The organism is Parabacteroides vesiculifaciens (assembly GCF_049860805.1).
GTDB lineage: Bacteria > Bacteroidota > Bacteroidia > Bacteroidales > Tannerellaceae > Parabacteroides.
The window spans coordinates 3,792,760-3,810,368 of sequence record NZ_CP187555.1 but is presented as its reverse complement, the minus strand read 5'-3'; the positions used below and the strand labels follow the sequence as shown (position 1 = coordinate 3,810,368).

Below are 17,609 nucleotides of genomic sequence, written 5' to 3'. Positions count from 1 at the left end.
GATATGAAAGGGAGCATAGTTATATATTTCTGTTTATTTGTCTTTTTGATTTTTACAGGATGTATCAAGAATGATTATCCGTTACCTACGATCGAGGCCGAGATAAAAGAAATCGCTATCGAGGGGATGCAATCGGTAAAGTTTGGCGATAATGCTGTAGTAACCGTTAAGGTTGCCGATACTTTAGACTTGAGTGATTTGAAGGTGGAAAAATTGGTTGTAACGGATCAGGCTAAAGTGATACCGGATGAACAAGCATGTCTTGATTTTGTACATTTCCCGGATACTGGTTTTGTTTCTGTAGACAGTTTGCCGGTTACTGCCAATACACGTATGAATTTTAAACAGCCAGTCTCGTTTTTACTTCGTTTATATCAGGATTATGAATGGAAAGTGAATGTGTCTCACGAGATTGTACGTAAGATAAAAGTAAAGAATCAAGTTGGTCAGGCATTAGTTGATGAAGTTACAAAAAATGTGATTATTTATGTGGACGAGAAAGAGCAACCTTCCTTTCGTAATATAGAAATACAAGAGTTACAGTTGGGTAGTTCTATAGCGGAAACTACTCCTGCTTATCAGGATGTAACAGACTTTACGCGTCCTCGTGTCTTTTTAGTATCGGCTTTTGGAGAGACCGAACGTTGGACGGTTAGTGTGAAATATCCTAACGGGGATGTTCAAACAACAACTATTTCACCTTGGGCAAAAAGAGCTTATTTACAAGGAACGACTAAAACAGGGAATATTTCAGTCCGGTATCGCTTGCAGAAAGAAGAAGAGGCCGATGAATGGGAAAACGTTCTTTCAAGTGAGATCGAGGTGAATGAAGAGGGCGAATTTACCGTTCTGTTTACACATTTGCGCTCCGGTGAAACATACGAATATGAGTTGACTGTGGACGGTACGACAAATGAAATAGTAACATTCACGACAGAAGCAATTCAAACTGTTCCTAATCTGTCGTTTGACGATTGGTTTAAAGGTGGAAAAAATGACAGTTGGTTTGCAAATAAGGATCTGACTGACGAAAATTATTTTTGGGATTCAGGTAATGAGGGGGCTAACTCTTTTGCTGACAAAAACCCGACTTCCCCGGAAGAAAAAGATACCCGGAAAAATAAAGCAGCCCGTTTAGCAAGTACGAAGGTGACTTCTGTTTTTGCAGCCGGAAGTATTTATTCGGGAACTTTTGGTAAAGTAGAAGGATTAGGAGCAATTTTGAATTTTGGCCGTCCCTATACATCTCGTCCTTCTGCTTTAAAGGGATACTATAAATATACTTCGGGGATTATTGATGTAACGAAATCTCCTTATGACTATTTAAAAGGACAGCGTGATTCTTGTCATATTTATGTCGCATTGTTTACATGGAATGCTCCTTTTCAAGTGAATACAACCACCCAAACTTTTGTCGACTTAAGTTGGAATAATCCGGATATGATCGCTTTTGGTGAATTGAAAACAGACCAATCAATAAATGATTATGCTCAATTTACAATCCCATTGAAATACCGTGATTTGACAACGAAACCTACTTATATACTAATAGTTGGTGCAGCAAGTAAATATGGCGATTATTTTACGGGTAGTACAAGCAGTGTTTTATTGTTGGATGAGTTTGAGTTGGTGTTTGAATAGTTAGTCAGATAGAAAGTATGAAAAGATTAAATAATATTATCTGTTTACAATTTAGAGTTTTATGTAAGCTTTTATTCTTAAGTATGTGTGTTGTTCCATTATCAGCTAAAGCTCAAACAAAAGTTGCTAATGAAGAACAATTAAAGGCTGCTCTAAATAATGGCGGCAATATTTTAGTAACAACTGATTTTAGCTTAAGTGGTACTGTTGATATTAGTAAAGATGTGGTTTTGGACTTAGGAAATAACATATTGAAATGTGAAAAGTCCATAGGCATGTTTCAAACTGGTTCAAGTTTAGACCTATTTAAAAGTACCGGTTCTAACGTTGTTGTTAAAAATGGTACTATTATTGCTAAATATACAAATGGATGGGCTGGCTATGTTACTGCTTTTCAGGTAAATGGTGGGAAAGTGACTTTTATTAATTGTGATATTAGTGGATATACCGAAGGCATAACGCGCAGTGGTACAGCAATAGAATATACTGGTGGGAATATACAAGTGGTAAGTGGAATTTTTACAGGGACAGGAGCTGGTTCAAATGGTAAAGGATATGCTTTTTATTCAAAATTATCTACTTTTGATGATTTTATTAAAGGGTGTTTGGCTAGGCAAAATGGTTTTGTTATAGATCCAGCAAATAAAGAAATTAGTGGTTCCGTTGTAGTTTCTCCAATCAACTATGCCATTAAATACGATTCAAACAAAGGTGATATAACATCAACGAACTATACCACAACTTATTCAATCTTGAATGACGGTGAAGCAAGAACCCTGCCAACAGTTGAACGTGAACATTACAAATTCCTTCATTGGTTTAATAATTCAGGGAGTGATATTAATGAAAATACTCCTATTACTCCTTCTACATTCCCGTATGTAAATATAGATGGGAAAGACGATCAGACATTAACTTTCAAAGCAAAATGGGAGGCTTTACCTTATACGATTCGATTTGATACGGATGGAGCAGGGACTATGGCAGATAGTACTTATACAGTTGAAGATTATCCGGAGTCATTGCCAACTCCCGTCCGCGATGGTTATATGTTTACAGGATGGTTTAATGGAACTACCCCTGTCACCTTGCCTTTTACATTTACAGGAAATATATCTTTAACAGCTCATTGGTCGGAATATAAGTATATACTGTCTTACGTTACAAATACAGAAACTGCTCCTGCCAAACAAAATTATACAAAGGCTACCTCCAAAGAAGTGAAGATCCCTGCTATTTGGGAAAGAAGAGGGTATGCTTTCAAAGGTTGGTATGATAATCCTGAATGTACAGGTGAGCCTGTAACGAGTGTTCCTTGCCCGCAAGATGGTAAAAATGCTGTTGTCGAATTGTCCTTATATGCTAAATGGGAAGCGATTCCTTATACATTAGGATATACGTTGAATGGCGGTGAATTTCAAAGTGAGCCGGAAAAAACGTATACAATAGAAAAAACCCCTTATAAATTGCCTATCCCTAAAAATGCGAATGTAAATAGCACTTTCAAAGGTTGGTATGATAATCCTGAATTATCAGGTAAGCCAATAGAAATCATAGAGAAAGGAGATATTGGCGATAAGCTTTTCTATGCTAAATGGATGGTCACATATTATGCCAAATGCTATTGGAATTCGACAGAACATCCGGATTTGGAAGATAAAAATCTCTCTTTCACTAAAGAAGATGAGGTAGTATTGCCCAAATGGGATATTGTTGATGGGTATGAAGTGCAGGGTTGGTATGAAAAGGAATCACCCGATAATCTGATTACTGTGATTAAAAAGGGGACGGAAAAAGACATGGAATTGTATGCCAAGTGGGTATTGGCAGAATATGATATAGTGTATGAACCTTATCATGGGACTTTGCCGGATAATGTGATAAAGAAATATACTGTGAATACGGAAGACATTGTTCTTCCGTATCCCACCCGTTCAGGTTTTACTTTTGTTGGTTGGTTTTCCGAACCGGCGTTGACCAATAAGGTTGAAAAGTTGGTAAAGGGATCTATGGGTAACAAAACCTATTATGCAAAATGGATGGCAGGAAATTTAGTCGTATTTGATCGACCGGAGAATGGCCGGATCATAGTGAAGGATGGATCGACAGAGGTAAAGTCTGGTGAGAAAGTCGGTGCTAAGACCCGGCTGACAGTTACTGCTATTCCGGATTCCTCTATTTACAAATTAGTGAAACTGGTGATCAACGGGAAAGAGTATACTTCGTCTCCTCAGACAGTAGAGGTCCCTGCAGATAATGGTTTGACCATATCTGCCGAGTTTGCGGATTCCCGTCCTTCCATATCTGCTCCTAAAATATTGACAACGCCATACTCTACAGATTTTATTCCTGTGGGGGAAAGTGTGGAGGTTTCTCTGACAAATATGGACAATACTGCTACTTTATACTATAGCATAGACGGTTCGACTCCAAAAGTTTACTCTCAACCGTTCCAGGTTAGTAGTCTTTCTGCCGGTAAGACGGTGTGTGTGACTGCCTATGCAAAAAAAGAGGGTTGCAAAGATGGGGTAACCGTACGCAATATCACTTTTGGCAAAGGAAAAGTAACTATAACTTTCAATTTGCCTAAAGGAATAAAAGCCGTTAATCCTGAAGGGGGAGAGGTTGTTGAGGCTATTGCCAGTGGCGGTTCTTTTGAATTCAAACTGGAGGTAGATAAAAACTATTTTGAATCATTGGAGTCTTTAAAAGTGGAAGTGGACGGAAAAGAACTTCTGCCTAATGCCCGTAATATTTATACGTTGTCCGATTTAATGGCAAATGTGGTCGTAAAAGTAAGTGGTATCACTGGAATTACACACATGGTGACGTTAAAGCAATCGGTCGATGGATTGATTTATTTTACTGGAGAAGATAAAAGTAGTGCACCACTGATCGTGAATCATGGTGACCGGGTTTCGATAACAGCCGAACCAAATGAAGGTGGAAAGTTCGTTTCTTGGACAAATGGAGTCACGGATAATCCCTATATCGTGACTGTAGAAAAAGACACTATTATCCAGGCGCGATTTACACAGTCGGATCCGGGTTATCTGGTCGTATTACCAACTTTGACCGGCGCAAAGGTTAAACCGTTATCGGGTTATTCTACTGAAGTAAAAAAGGGAGGGACATTTAAGTTTTATATCAGTATGGAAAGTGACTATAAGAACTCTGTTCCGGAAGTGTTTGCAGATGGGAAGAAGCTGACTATTTATAAAGATGTTTACAGTCTTTACAATATATCCAAGAATATGGTGATTGCCGTTGATGGTATTCGGTTGAATGAAATGGATATTACTTTGCCACAGAATGTTTCCGGTATAAATATGGAAACTGGCAAAGATATAAAAGAAGGAGGTCTGACCCCAGTCTCGATGATTACAATTCGTGCAACGGCACCTGCGGGAAAGAAATTCTCAATGTGGAATGATGGCAAAGCTGATAATCCTCGTATTATCGCAGCAAGGGATGCGGAGCAGTTGCTGCCGTTATTTGTCTCTGCTACGGATGAAGTTGCAGTAAAAGTTGAATTACCGGAGTTGGTTGGAGCCGGACTTGGAGCGGTCAATATCAATTCGGAGGCTATCCCTTTGGGAGAAAATGTGAAGTTGAAATTGGTTATCCTTCCACAATATAGTAATAGCAATGTAAAAGTAGTAGCTAACGGGATAGTATTGGAGCCTGATTTGTCGTTGAAAGCCTCTTCGGAGACAAAAACTTTATTCTATAATTTAGAAAAGGTGACGACAGATGTGAAAGTTGAAGTATCGGGGGTAGAGCTCAATAACTATAATTTTGCCTTGAAGCAAACTTCAGGCGGTACGATACGGGCGGATAAAACAGGATCATTGAAACATGGTACTGTCATTACTTTGACAGCTGAACCGGCGAATGGAGATATGTTTTTGAAATGGAGCGATGGGAATACAATGAATCCGTATAAGTACACCTTGACAGGAGATTGTGTTTTAAGTGCTCAGTATGGAAGAGCGGATATTCCTTTGGATAATGAAAATGTTCAAATAGGAGGAATTCGAGTCTATGCTATTAATCATACGTTGCATATCGAGACAGAAAGATCGGCTCGTTTATCTGTTTGGAACTTGAACGGATTATTGGTGAAAAGCGAGACTCTTTCCGGGGGGCATTCTACTTACCAAATGCCTGTTGGAACATATATTGTAAAAGTTGGGGAGCAAGATGCTGTAAAGGTCTTCATCCGGTAATATCTAAAATTATTTTCTTACCTTTGCCCCTCAAAAAGAGAACACAAGGTATGGAAAAACAGTTTAAGAGAACGCTGATAACTACGGCGTTGCCGTATGCGAACGGGCCGGTGCATATCGGGCATTTGGCCGGGGTGTATGTGCCTGCTGATATTTATGCACGCTATCTTCGCCTGAAGGGGGAAGAGGTTTTGATGATTGGTGGATCGGATGAACATGGGGTGCCTATCACGCTGAGAGCGAAGAAAGAAGGGATCACGCCGCAGGATGTGGTGGACCGTTATCATGGTATTATCAAGAAGTCTTTTGAGGAATTCGGCATTACTTTCGACATCTATTCCCGTACGACTTCGGCTACTCACCATCAGATGGCATCGGATTTCTTCCGTACCTTATATGATAAAGGCGAGTTTATCGAGAAAACAAGCGAACAGTATTACGACGAAGAAGCGAAACAGTTCCTTGCCGACCGCTATATAACCGGGACTTGTCCGCATTGCGGCAATGAAAAAGCCTATGGCGACCAGTGCGAAGCCTGCGGTACGTCTTTAAGCCCGACGGACCTGATCGACCCGAAGTCTGCTATCAGCGGCAGCCAGCCGGTGATGAAAGAGACCAAACACTGGTATTTGCCTTTGGACAAATGGGAGCCGTTCCTGCGTCAGTGGATCTTAGAAGGACATAAGGAATGGAAATCGAACGTGTATGGACAGTGCAAGAGCTGGCTGGATATGGGATTGCAACCTCGCGCCGTAAGTCGCGACCTCGACTGGGGTATTCCCGTGCCGGTGGAAGGTGCGGAAGGAAAGGTGCTGTATGTCTGGTTCGATGCGCCTATCGGATATATCTCCAATACAAAAGAATTGCTGCCCGAAAGTTGGGAAACCTGGTGGAAAGATCCGGAAACCAAGATGGTGCATTTCATCGGTAAGGATAATATCGTGTTCCACTGTATCGTCTTCCCGGCCATGCTGAAAGCCGAAGGTTCTTATAACCTGCCGGAAAATGTGCCGGCCAATGAGTTCCTGAACCTGGAAGGCGACAAGATCTCCACTTCCCGTAACTGGGCTGTCTGGTTGAACGAATATCTGGTGGATATGCCGGGCAAGCAGGATGTGTTGCGTTATGTTTTGACGGCCAATGCTCCGGAAACAAAAGACAACGATTTCACCTGGAAAGATTTCCAGGCACGCAATAACAACGAGTTGGTAGCCATCTTAGGCAACTTCGTCAACCGTGCTTTGGTGCTGACCGAAAAGTATTTCGAAGGCAAAGTGCCGGCAGCCGGCGAGCTGACCGATTATGACCGCCAGACATTGACCGACTTCGCGAATGTAAAGGCCGACGTGGAACGTCTGCTGGATACCTACCATTTCCGTGACGCACAGAAAGAAGCGATGAACCTGGCACGTATCGGAAACAAATATCTGGCAGATATGGAACCCTGGAAGCTGGCAAAGACCGATATGGCACGTGTCGCCACGATCATGAATATCGCTTTGCAGATCACGGCAAACTTAGCGATCGCTTTCGAACCGTTCCTGCCGTTCAGCATGGAGAAACTGAACAAGATGCTGAATGTGGAACCCTTAGGCTGGAACCGTCTGGGATCGACCGATCTGTTGGAAGCCGGCCACCAGTTAGGCAAATCGGAACTGCTGTTCGAGAAGATCGAAGACAGCGTGATCAAAGCGCAGGTGCAAAAGCTGTTGGACACGAAGAAAGCAAACGAAGAAGCGAACTACAAGGCGAAACCCATCCGTGAGAATATCGCTTTCGATGACTTCATGAAGTTGGATATCCGTGTCGGGACCGTGCTGGAATGTACGAAAGTACCTAAGGCGGACAAACTGTTGCAGTTCCGTATCGACGACGGCCTGGAAAAACGTACGATCGTTTCCGGCATCGCCCAGCACTACAAGCCGGAAGACCTTGTGGGCAAGCAGGTTTGCTTTATCGCCAATCTGGCCCCGCGCAAGCTGAAAGGCATCGTTTCCGAAGGAATGATCCTTTCTGCAGAAAACTTCGACGGCAAGCTGGCTGTCATCACGCCTGAAAAAGAGGTGAAGCCGGGCAGCGAAGTGAAATAGGGCGGAAAAACTTTTTCCGACATCAAGCAGGCCTGTTTAGTGCCGGAAAATTATTTTCCGAGGCTACGCAGGCCTGTTTGGTGTCAAACACCTTTTTTGTCCGATGTAATAAACAGCCCGCTCTCTCGTTAATAAGTTGAATAAAAAATATAAATCGGGAAACAGATAACATAATGTTTGAAGAACAGATACAGATGGTCGACTTGCATGGCCAATATCTCCGGTTCAAAGAGGAGATCGATGCAGCCATGCAGACGGTGATCGGCAGTTGTGCCTTTATCAATGGCCCGCAGGTGAAAACCTTTGCCGGGCATCTGGCCGACTATCTTCAGGTTCCTTATGTGATCCCTTGCGGTAACGGGACGGATGCTTTGCAGATCGCTCTGATGGCATTGGAGCTTCAGCCCGGCGATGAGGTGATCCTACCGGCATTTACTTATATAGCGGCAGCCGAGGTTGTCGCTTTGTTGGGGCTGACGCCCGTGTTGGTGGATGTCGATCCCCGGACCTTCAATATCGATCCCCGGAAAATAGAAGCGGCTGTTTCGGAGCGGACAAAGGCGGTTGTGGCCGTCCACCTGTTCGGACAAGCCTGCGATATGGAGCCGATCATGGCTTTGGCAGATGCCTGTCATCTGTATGTCGTGGAAGATAATGCCCAATCCATCGGTGCCGATTATCTTTTTTCGGATGGGAGGAGGCAGAAGGTCGGGACGATCGGACATATCGGGACGACTTCCTTTTTCCCGTCCAAGCCGTTGGCCTGCTATGGCGACGGAGGTGCGTTGATGACGGCCGACGAGGCGTTGGCTGCCCGTATCCGCATGATTGCCAATCATGGCCAGGAATGCAAATACCATCATAGGCGGATCGGATGCAACTCCCGTCTGGATACGTTGCAAGCTGCCGTGCTGGATGTGAAGTTGAAGCATCTGGAGGAGTTCACGGAAGCCCGCAGGCAGATTGCCCGTCAGTACGATGAAGCCTTGTCTTCCTGCGATTCTTTGGTTATCCCTGCGAAATCGACATTCTCGACTCATGTATATCACCAATATACGATTCAGGTAAAAGACGGCCGGCGGAACGCCCTGCAGCATCTGTTGAAAGAACAGGGAATCCCTTCGATGATCTATTATCCCCTGCCGGTGCATTGTCAGGAAGCCTACCGGCACATCTCCCGTATATCCGGCAATTTGGACGTCGCCACCCGTTTGTGCGAATCCGTCCTTTCCCTGCCCATTCATACGGAAATGTCCCCCGGACAACAGCAATATATAACAGAAACCCTCGTAGGGGCGAGTTCCAAACTCGCCCTCTTATAATATACAATTATGGATAAAAAGATAAAATTCGCAGTAATCGGTTGTGGCCATATCGGCAAACGTCATGCCGAGATGGTGACACGCGATCCGGGAGCCGAACTGGCGGCCCTTTGTGATATTCGTCCCCGTGAAGAACTGGGCATTGAAGCATACGACGTCCCGTTCTTCTCTTCCCTTACGGAATTATTGCAGAGCGGCCTCCTTATAGATGTCGTGAATATCTGCGTCCCCAACGGCCTGCATGCGGCGATGGCTATCCAGGCCATCGAATCCGGTTGCAACGTCGTGATCGAGAAGCCGATGGCACTGACGCTTGCCGATGCCGAGAAGGTGGTCTATGCTTCGCTCAAATACCGTAAGCAGGTGTTCTGCGTCATGCAAAACCGCTATTCTCCTCCTTCCGTCTGGATCAAGGAGATGGTGGAGTCCGGCAAGTTAGGCAAGATCTATATGGTTCAGTTGAATTGTTATTGGAACCGTGACGAGCGCTATTATAAACCCGGAGGCTGGCACGGCGATGCCGCTTTGGACGGAGGGACGCTTTTCACCCAGTTCTCCCATTTCATCGACATTATGTACTGGCTTTTCGGAGATATCTGCAATATCCAGGCTCGCTTTGCCGATTTCAACCATGCCGGGCTCACGGCTTTTGAAGATTCGGGTTTTGTGAATTTCAACTTCGTGAACGGGGGAATGGGGAGCTTGAGCTATTCCACTTCCGTCTGGAACAAGAACATGGAAAGCAGTATGCTGATCGTTGCGGAGAACGGCAGCGTGAAAATCGGCGGACAGTATATGAACGAAGTCGAATACTGCCATATCAAAGAGTATGAGATGCCGGAACTGGCGCCGACGAATCCGGGAAATGACTACGGTCCTTATAAAGGTTCCGCCCAGAACCATAATTTCGTGATCCGTAATGTGGTCCGTGTCCTTTCCGGTGCAAGTTCGGAGTGTATCACGACCAACGTACTGGAAGGTATGAAGGTTGTGGACATTATCCAGCGGATCTATGCCTTGAAGAAATAAATGCGATCTATGGGCGGGGTGGCGTATTAAATATGTATTCCGTATTCATGCTTCACCTCGTCCATCACAAAAGTGCTTTCGAGCGAGCCGAGGCTGTCGATCGTGCCTAACACGTTCAGGATAAACTCTTGGTAATACTTCATATCCGGCGCATGGATCTTCAGCAGGTAGTCGTAACTCCCCGATATGTTGTAGCATTCCGTGACTTGCGGAATCTCCTGTATGATCCTTGTGAACTCCGCCGCAATCTCTTTGTTCAGTCTTCTCAACTTGACGCTGCAAAAGACCACGAAGCCTTGGTTTAGCTTTTCGGCGTCCAGCACGGCAATGTACTTCTTTATATATCCTCCGTTTTCGAGGCGTTTCAGGCGTTCGAATACGGGTGTCGACGAGAGGTTGACACTTGCGGCGAGCTCTTTTGTGGTGAGCCGGGCATTCGTTTGCAGGGTACGGAGGATCTGCAAGTCTACTTTGTCTAATTTCTCAAGTGTGTTCATAAGAATAAAATTCTATCGGAATCCTTTTTTCGATCTTGATACAGTTTGTATGTTCTGTTGACGGCTGTAAAAATAGCATTATTTTCTGTATTTTACGAATATCTTGTTTGATATATCTGTCTGACGTAGTTTTGCTGGAAAATAAGCAAGAAGAATAATTTAAAATAATACGACTATGGCAACAAAGAAATTGCATTTCGAGACATTACAGGTTCATGTAGGGCAGGAGCAGGCCGATCCCGCAACAGATGCACGTGCCGTTCCTATTTATCAGACAACATCTTATGTATTTCATGATTCACAGCATGCGGCAGACCGTTTCGGCCTTCGCGATGCCGGGAATATTTATGGCCGCCTGACCAATTCGACACAGGGAGTTTTCGAAGCACGTGTTGCGGCTCTTGAAGGGGGAGTGGCGGGTTTGGCGGTGGCTTCCGGTGCGGCGGCCGTCACGTATGCCTTGCAAAATATACTTGGAGTAGGCGACCATATTGTGGCTGCCGACAATCTCTATGGCGGTTCTTTCAATCTGATTACACATACGCTGGCGGCCCAGGGCATTACTCATACGATTGTAAATGTAAACGACCTGAAGGCGTTGGAGGCTGCCATCCGGGAAAATACAAAAGCGGTGTATGTCGAAACGTTCGGCAATCCCAATTCTGATGTCACCCATATCGATGCCGTTGCAGAGGTGGCCCACCGCCATCATATCCCGTTGATCGTGGATAATACGTTCGGTACGCCGTACCTGATCCGTCCGATCGAGCACGGGGCTGATATTGTCGTCCATTCCGCCACCAAATTTATCGGCGGACATGGATCGAGCTTGGGAGGAGTGATTGTGGACAGTGGCAACTTCGACTGGAAAGCAAATGCCGCAAAGTTTCCGACGTTGGGCAAACCGGACCCAAGTTATCATGGGGCGGTCTTTGCCGACGTGGCGGGTCCGGCAGCTTTCGTCACTCGCATCCGGGCTGTCATTCTTCGTGATACAGGGGCCACGATCTCGCCTTTCAATGCTTTTATCCTGCTGCAAGGGCTGGAAACATTGTCCCTCCGTGTGGAACGCCATGTTGCCAATGCTCTGAAAGTCGTCGAGTATTTGTCCAAACACCCGAAAGTAACCAAAGTGAACCATCCGTCCCTTCCGTCTCATCCTGATCATGCGCTTTATAAGAAATATTTCCCGAAAGGCGCCGGAAGTATTTTTACTTTCGAGATCGAAGGCGGGCAGGAAGCGGCCTGGAAGTTTATCGATTCGCTGGAAATATTCTCGTTGCTTGCCAATGTGGCCGATGTGAAGAGCCTTGTGATCCACCCGTATACGACTACCCATTCCCAAATGACTCCGGAGGAGTTGGCCGGGCAGCATATCACGCCTTCCACGGTCCGCCTGAGTATCGGAACCGAATATATCGATGATATCATTGATGATTTGGAACAGGCTTTGGCCAAGGTGTGATGTGATCCTGATGATGCCTTTATTTCTAAGGGATGAATTCATCTTTAGATGCAAGTGTAATCTGTTTTCGACATCGTCAAGAATATATTCGGCATCGTCGAAAATATACATGACGTCGTCGAGTATATACACGACGACGCCGAAAACAGATTACACTTGCATCCCCTTGAACAATAGGGGCAATAGTTTTGTGAATGCTTGCCAGGCATTCAAGTGCATTTCAGATAGATGTGTAGGTAATACTTATTTATTTACCGGTGCTTCGTTGTTCTTAGCCAATGAAACCAAGCCTCCCATAGCCCCTAAGTTCATGGTGTCGAGTGCCGAACTCGGTACGATTACCATCGATCCTTTCTCTTTTAGGCCTTCGAACAACATATTCATCCCTCTAAGATGTAATGCCACAGGATTGTCGGTATATTTCTTACTGGCTTGTTCGAACTTTTCTGCGATTTCCGTTTCTGCCGTTCCCAAGATGACACGGGCCCTTCTTTCACGTTCGGCCTGAGCCTCTTTGCTCATTGCCTCGGCCAGATCTTGCGGAATGGCGATATCTTTGATACCGACAGTCTGACATGTGATGCCCCACGGATTCGTATTTCTGTCCAAGACCTGTTGCAAATCTTCAGCGATCTTGTCGCGTTCCTGCAAGAGGTCCGACAGTTCGTGCTTACCGATGGTATCTCTTAAACCGGTCTGCGTAATATGTTCGATAGCCTTTTGGTACTCCTGTACTTCCAAAGCCGCTTTTTCCACGTCCCAGACGGTCCAGTACACAACCGCATCCACATTTACCGGAACCGTATCTTTAGTCAGAGTCTGTTCGGCCTTAAAAGCGCTTACCCGCACACGCTGGTCGATATAGGTCGACACACTGTCGATAACCGGGATAATCATAAAGGGCCCGGGGCCTTTCAAGCCGCAGTATTTCCCCATGCGCAGGACTACCGCCCGTTCCCACTGATCGGCAATACGGATCGCAGAAGCTACCAATCCGGAAAGAAGGAGTAAGAGGATCAACACCGGTATGTTTACAATTTGCGAAACATACAAAGCTGCTGATGCGATAACCAGTATCAGCAATACGGAAAGGGAAATGGGATTAAACCAGCCCTTGTTAATTACATTTGTTGTCATATTCATTGTTTTTTAAAAGTTTCGATATTCCTTAATTCTTGAATGACCTCGTCCAGGCTGAAGCCGTAACTTAGTACAACCGAAGAAAATTGCGTACAAATTTCTTTTAACTTGTCTTCCCGCTCTTTGTCCGGTACAACATGGTCTGTTTTGCTGATAAACGTTCCGGTCCCTTGTTGAGTCTCCAAAATATTCTTGATCTCCAATTCTTTATATGCTTTGGAAACCGTGTTTAGATTGACTTTCAATTCTACGGCAAGAGCTCTGACCGTAGGAAGCTGTTCACCCAGCTTAAGTTGTCCGGATGCTATGCCAAACCTGATCTGATCGATGATCTGACGGTATATCGGCATACCGCTGGAGTAATCTAATAAAAACTTGATCATATAATTTTATATTATGCTATATGAATATTGTACTATAATAATAGTACAAAGATACAAGAACAAATTATTCCGCAAAATCTTTTATGGAAATTTTTAAGGTGCATGGATAAAATTCTTTGGAAAGTCGTATACGGGATTTATTGAAAATCTCTGGAAACGCAATGAAAAAGTCGCTTGTTGTCACCGGAAAAGTTGTGAATAAGGTGAAGGACAAAGGATGCCAAGAGGTAGTAAGCGAAAAACGCAGGAAAAAGCGGATTATGGAAGCAGAACGGTTTCCAACTCGTTACCCTGCAAAAGAGCATTTTTAACAGTTAAAATTTTGTTTGCACCGTTCTGCAATATTTTGCATATCAAGCCTTAACAAGAGGATTCAAACTGTAACTAATGCAACGTGCCAAGAGGACAGAATGACATATTTCTGTCCTCTATGTGCATAATCTCTTAACCTCATGTAATCCCCAAAAAGTTACTCATACGGTCAATACATCGTTTCTTTTGACTAAGATTAGGATGAACATACAGATTGAGCGTAGTTGCCACATTCGAGTGACCAAGTATGACACTGACTGTTTTATAATCACATTGACTTTCAATGCATCGGGTCGCAAATGTGTGCCTAAGCCCGTGAAAGACCAAATGAGGAATATTCAACCGTTTTAGCAATCTGCTAAAATAATCACGGTAAGAGCGTGGTTCTTTAGATTGTGTAGAAGTTCCAACAACATATGTAGCTTGGGACTGTTTTCTGACAACTTTCAAAGACTGAAAAAGTTGTTTAGAGATAGGTATCTCACGGCAGGAGCTCTTTGTTTTTGGAGAAGAGTGAATCCTCTCAGTCGTTTTCGATTCGCAGTTGTATATTCTGCCAACCGTATGCCTCACGGTAATTGTTTTCTGTGCGAAGTCCACATCTTCCCATTTTAATGCACATACTTCACCAATTCTCATTCCCGTACAAAGAGCTAACAGAACACCGATATTTTGCGGAGTAGGCTGTTCTATCAAATGATGCATCAATATCCGTTGATGATTCAAGGATAAGGTTGGCAATAACTTGTTTTCCGTATCGGTAGGATATTCGATATCCCATTCTTCAAAAGGAAAAATCCCGTGCTTGTTCCCGTACTTGACAACGGATTTGAGCACTGCCACCATGTCTCTGACCGTTTTCTTTGCCAATCCTTCAGCACATTTGTTTATCACAAATTGCTGAACATCACATTCTGTTATTGTTTCCATCGCACCGAATTGTGGCAATAGATGGGTTTGTAACGTAAGCAGATAAGCGCATAGGGTGGAATGTTTCACTATCGGGCGTTTCGCATCACACCAAATTTTGGTAACTTCTTGAAATGTTTTTTTCTTGTTCATATATTGAGAGAGTTTATTGATGTAACTCTCTCAATATAATACACTTTTATCTATTCCCTTTCGAACGGTTATGGGTTTTGCAAAGCATTTCGCAGTTTTCTATGTTGGTTGCCCCTCCTTTGCTCCATGCCGTCACGTGGTCGGCATCCATTTCCGACAACTTGTAGATACGGGTTCTGTTGGCATTGTCTCCCAATGCACAGAGCGGACAGTTGGAAATACCCTTTTTTTCAGCCTGTTCTGTCTGTCGTTTGTAAGCGGTTCTTTTAGTCGATTCTTCAAAGATGCGGATGTCGAGCAATTTTTTATCTATTTCCCCACCCAATACATACTCGTAGATATTGCGGGAGCACCTCACGCTCTCGTCAGCTTGCAAGGCTTTTACCCGACTCGTCACGTGGTCGATACTGTAGGGCGTGGTGTGATACGTTTCATACAGCCGTCCCCATTCTAGTCCGCACATGTCTCGAACTACCATGGTGAATGTAGTAGTAACCCAGTCTATTACAGAACGGAAATAGTTTTCAAGTTCTCCGATAGAGCAGTCATGGCGATGCAGGCTCATATAAGCATCTATGCTCATTTGTTTGCCATTACAGACCCATTCCAATGCTTTGGCAAGGTAATCTTGTCTTTTAACATCTCCCTTTATATAGTGGCTCCATTTCTGAACTTCTGCATTTTGGGAATTGCTGAACACACGTTTGGCTGCATTCACGAACTCACCCGAATAGATGGCATTGAGTTTTTCTTGTTCATTAAGCGGAACGCCTGTAATGTTGATAGTCTTGAACCATTCTTTTATTTCGCGTTCTTCACCTTCGCATTCATATACGAGCAATTTTGTTTGCAGAATCCTTTGTTTTTCTTCCTCCGGCAGTCCGCTGAAGTACTCATTGCGTCCGGCATATTCAATGGCAAACTTACCTGTAACAAACCGTCCGAAAGAGGTGATGCGCTGCTGCCCGTCAAGGACTTCAAACCGTCCATCGCTTGTACGGTTGAAGTATATCAGCCCGATGGGGTATTTTTTCAACAAAGATTCTATTACAGCCACGTCCCGTTTCCCGTCATTATAGATGTAATGGCGCTGATACTCGGGCTGGATAGTGAGCCGTCCGTCCAATCCGAATAAACCTTTGCCCTCAAGTTCATTATAGGTAAAACCTTTGCAGACATCTGCAACCGTCCATTCTGTATGTAATATTGGTATCATATATAATAGGTATTTTACGGTTACTGTTTATTCTCTTCACTCTCTTGTGGTGGATTAAGAGCGATTCCCGTCTTGGCATTCAGCGGACTGATAACCGCCTTGCCTGTTTTTGCTTCCAATTCCATACGGGCATTACGGGCAATTTCCCCACCCGCTTCCGCCACATCCCTATGCTCTTTAAAAGTTTCGGGATTCTTGCTTTCCGATATTTCCTTGGTGGAAAGTTCTGCCAACATATTCAGCACCAACTCCTTGTTGGTCATATTGTCGCGCAGGTTCTCTTTCTTCAAGCCTTTGAACTGCTTATATTCCTTGGCGGTCATGTCGCTCCAAGTCTGATAGATTATATCGGTCAGCGTAGCAAACTGTACTCCTTCTTGCAGCCCGTGACGTTTCCATTCATCCGTAAGGTCTTTACGTATCTCTATAGATTTGAGCCGTTGGTTAATCCAATTGTCTGAATAACCCAATCGTTTATAGTCCATCAATGCTTGATTAATGGATAGTTCGGGGTCTTGCATTTGGTCAAGACGTTCCGCAGCTACTTGTGCCATCCATTGCTTAAAAGGTTCCGCTTTGGGCGAAGGAATGGATTGAATAAGGCGGAGAAGTTGCTGAGTGTCGGCTACATCGGTTAAATACATTTTCCCGTCAGCCGATTTCATTTTCAGTTGACTACAATTTGTAGTCAACTCACTTCCTTCCTTTTTAAGGCGTGTTTTCAAAACACTCCAATACTTACGTGGATTAGGACTGTCGGTTAAGACTGCCACCACATCTACTATCGAGAAGTACCATTTTTCATCTTTATCGTCCCAAATGGTTCGGACTTTCTTTGCTTCGAAAAGCTTGATGGCATTATGCTGGGTCATGATATTATGTTTTTAATTCTTAGTTTTAAGTGAAATCTTAGGTTGTAATCGTGGTGTCGACCAAGACCCTAATAAAATATATGGCAAAAGTGCTTATATTCATGGAGTTGAAGTGTTTAAAAGATTATTTATTCGATATAGGAATTTGAAATCTTAGGGGCTACTGAAAGTGAAGGCAAAGGCTTTTCAAATGGTTTATGGAAACCAGATAGTCATATTGCACAACCCCTTGTTTATTCAAATAGAGTATATAAACGTATCTTTATCAGTCACGTAATATAAATCTAATGAGAACTCTTGCATATATTTCACGGTTATCAATAGTGAATCTTTTTCCACGATTGGGATTGT

12 protein-coding genes are annotated in these 17,609 nt (G+C 43.9%); 6 read left to right on the top strand and 6 right to left on the bottom strand.

Annotated features, from left to right (window positions below; translation table 11 throughout):
* The first annotated feature begins 3 nt into the window (after window positions 1–3).
* The 5 genes from ACPYIV_RS15300 (at window position 4) to ACPYIV_RS15280 (ending at window position 10,311) form a co-directional block, all read left to right on the top strand.
* Complete coding sequence (locus tag ACPYIV_RS15300) at window positions 4–1,641, top strand: PCMD domain-containing protein (RefSeq protein ID WP_425883855.1); 1,638 nt, start codon at window positions 4–6, stop codon at window positions 1,639–1,641.
* A 17-nt stretch (window positions 1,642–1,658) separates the two neighbouring features.
* Window positions 1,659–5,870, top strand: a complete 4,212-nt coding sequence (locus tag ACPYIV_RS15295; protein ID WP_425883853.1) for an InlB B-repeat-containing protein — start codon at window positions 1,659–1,661, stop codon at window positions 5,868–5,870.
* A 50-nt stretch (window positions 5,871–5,920) separates the two neighbouring features.
* Window positions 5,921–7,960 (top strand): methionine--tRNA ligase, encoded by a 2,040-nt coding sequence (gene metG / locus ACPYIV_RS15290; protein ID WP_293738866.1) that lies wholly within the window; start codon window positions 5,921–5,923, stop codon window positions 7,958–7,960.
* Window positions 7,961–8,133: 173 nt separating this feature from the next.
* Complete coding sequence (locus ACPYIV_RS15285) at window positions 8,134–9,282, top strand: DegT/DnrJ/EryC1/StrS family aminotransferase (RefSeq protein WP_425883850.1); 1,149 nt, start codon at window positions 8,134–8,136, stop codon at window positions 9,280–9,282.
* Window positions 9,283–9,291: 9 nt separating this feature from the next.
* Window positions 9,292–10,311 (top strand): Gfo/Idh/MocA family protein, encoded by a 1,020-nt coding sequence (locus ACPYIV_RS15280; RefSeq protein ID WP_293738868.1) that lies wholly within the window; start codon window positions 9,292–9,294, stop codon window positions 10,309–10,311.
* Window positions 10,312–10,337: 26 nt separating this feature from the next.
* Here ACPYIV_RS15280 and ACPYIV_RS15275 read toward each other — a convergent pair whose 3' ends face one another.
* The gene (locus tag ACPYIV_RS15275) at window positions 10,338–10,808 is read right to left on the bottom strand and encodes an Lrp/AsnC family transcriptional regulator (RefSeq protein WP_293732624.1); all 471 of its coding nucleotides are present in this window, start codon (window positions 10,806–10,808) and stop codon (window positions 10,338–10,340) included.
* Between the two features lie 175 nt (window positions 10,809–10,983).
* Here ACPYIV_RS15275 and ACPYIV_RS15270 point away from each other — a divergent pair, with 175 nt between their 5' ends.
* Entirely contained in the window at window positions 10,984–12,273 is a 1,290-nt protein-coding gene (locus tag ACPYIV_RS15270) for an O-acetylhomoserine aminocarboxypropyltransferase/cysteine synthase family protein (protein WP_293732623.1), read from the top strand.
* 243 nt (window positions 12,274–12,516) lie between these two features.
* On the opposite strand, the gene ACPYIV_RS15265 is transcribed toward ACPYIV_RS15270, so the two are convergent.
* From ACPYIV_RS15265 to ACPYIV_RS15245, 5 genes are all read right to left on the bottom strand, one after another.
* On the bottom strand, window positions 12,517–13,410 hold the full coding sequence (locus ACPYIV_RS15265; protein WP_293732622.1) for a slipin family protein: 894 nt from the start codon (window positions 13,408–13,410) through the stop codon (window positions 12,517–12,519).
* Window positions 13,411–13,412: 2 nt separating this feature from the next.
* Window positions 13,413–13,796, bottom strand: coding sequence for a GntR family transcriptional regulator (locus ACPYIV_RS15260; protein ID WP_293738872.1), 384 nt, complete (start codon window positions 13,794–13,796; stop codon window positions 13,413–13,415).
* A 450-nt stretch (window positions 13,797–14,246) separates the two neighbouring features.
* Window positions 14,247–15,170, bottom strand: a complete 924-nt coding sequence (locus tag ACPYIV_RS15255) for a tyrosine-type recombinase/integrase (protein ID WP_293738874.1) — start codon at window positions 15,168–15,170, stop codon at window positions 14,247–14,249.
* A gap of 46 nt (window positions 15,171–15,216) precedes the next feature.
* Window positions 15,217–16,386, bottom strand: a complete 1,170-nt coding sequence (locus ACPYIV_RS15250; protein WP_301704452.1) for an HNH endonuclease family protein — start codon at window positions 16,384–16,386, stop codon at window positions 15,217–15,219.
* 20 nt (window positions 16,387–16,406) lie between these two features.
* Window positions 16,407–17,258 (bottom strand): BRO-N domain-containing protein, encoded by an 852-nt coding sequence (locus ACPYIV_RS15245; RefSeq protein ID WP_425883846.1) that lies wholly within the window; start codon window positions 17,256–17,258, stop codon window positions 16,407–16,409.
* Window positions 17,259–17,609: the final 351 nt, after the last annotated feature.

Coding starts and splice junctions, on each gene's coding strand:
- ACPYIV_RS15275 (WP_293732624.1), bottom strand. CDS start 10,808: ATGAACACACTTGAGAAATTAGACAAAGTAGACTTGCAGATCCTCCGT.
- ACPYIV_RS15255 (WP_293738874.1), bottom strand. CDS start 15,170: ATGAACAAGAAAAAAACATTTCAAGAAGTTACCAAAATTTGGTGTGAT.
- ACPYIV_RS15245 (WP_425883846.1), bottom strand. CDS start 17,258: ATGACCCAGCATAATGCCATCAAGCTTTTCGAAGCAAAGAAAGTCCGA.
- ACPYIV_RS15280 (WP_293738868.1), top strand. CDS start 9,292: ATGGATAAAAAGATAAAATTCGCAGTAATCGGTTGTGGCCATATCGGC.
- ACPYIV_RS15250 (WP_301704452.1), bottom strand. CDS start 16,386: ATGATACCAATATTACATACAGAATGGACGGTTGCAGATGTCTGCAAA.
- ACPYIV_RS15270 (WP_293732623.1), top strand. CDS start 10,984: ATGGCAACAAAGAAATTGCATTTCGAGACATTACAGGTTCATGTAGGG.
- ACPYIV_RS15300 (WP_425883855.1), top strand. CDS start 4: ATGAAAGGGAGCATAGTTATATATTTCTGTTTATTTGTCTTTTTGATT.
- ACPYIV_RS15295 (WP_425883853.1), top strand. CDS start 1,659: ATGAAAAGATTAAATAATATTATCTGTTTACAATTTAGAGTTTTATGT.
- ACPYIV_RS15285 (WP_425883850.1), top strand. CDS start 8,134: ATGTTTGAAGAACAGATACAGATGGTCGACTTGCATGGCCAATATCTC.
- ACPYIV_RS15265 (WP_293732622.1), bottom strand. CDS start 13,410: ATGACAACAAATGTAATTAACAAGGGCTGGTTTAATCCCATTTCCCTT.
- ACPYIV_RS15260 (WP_293738872.1), bottom strand. CDS start 13,796: ATGATCAAGTTTTTATTAGATTACTCCAGCGGTATGCCGATATACCGT.
- metG (WP_293738866.1), top strand. CDS start 5,921: ATGGAAAAACAGTTTAAGAGAACGCTGATAACTACGGCGTTGCCGTAT.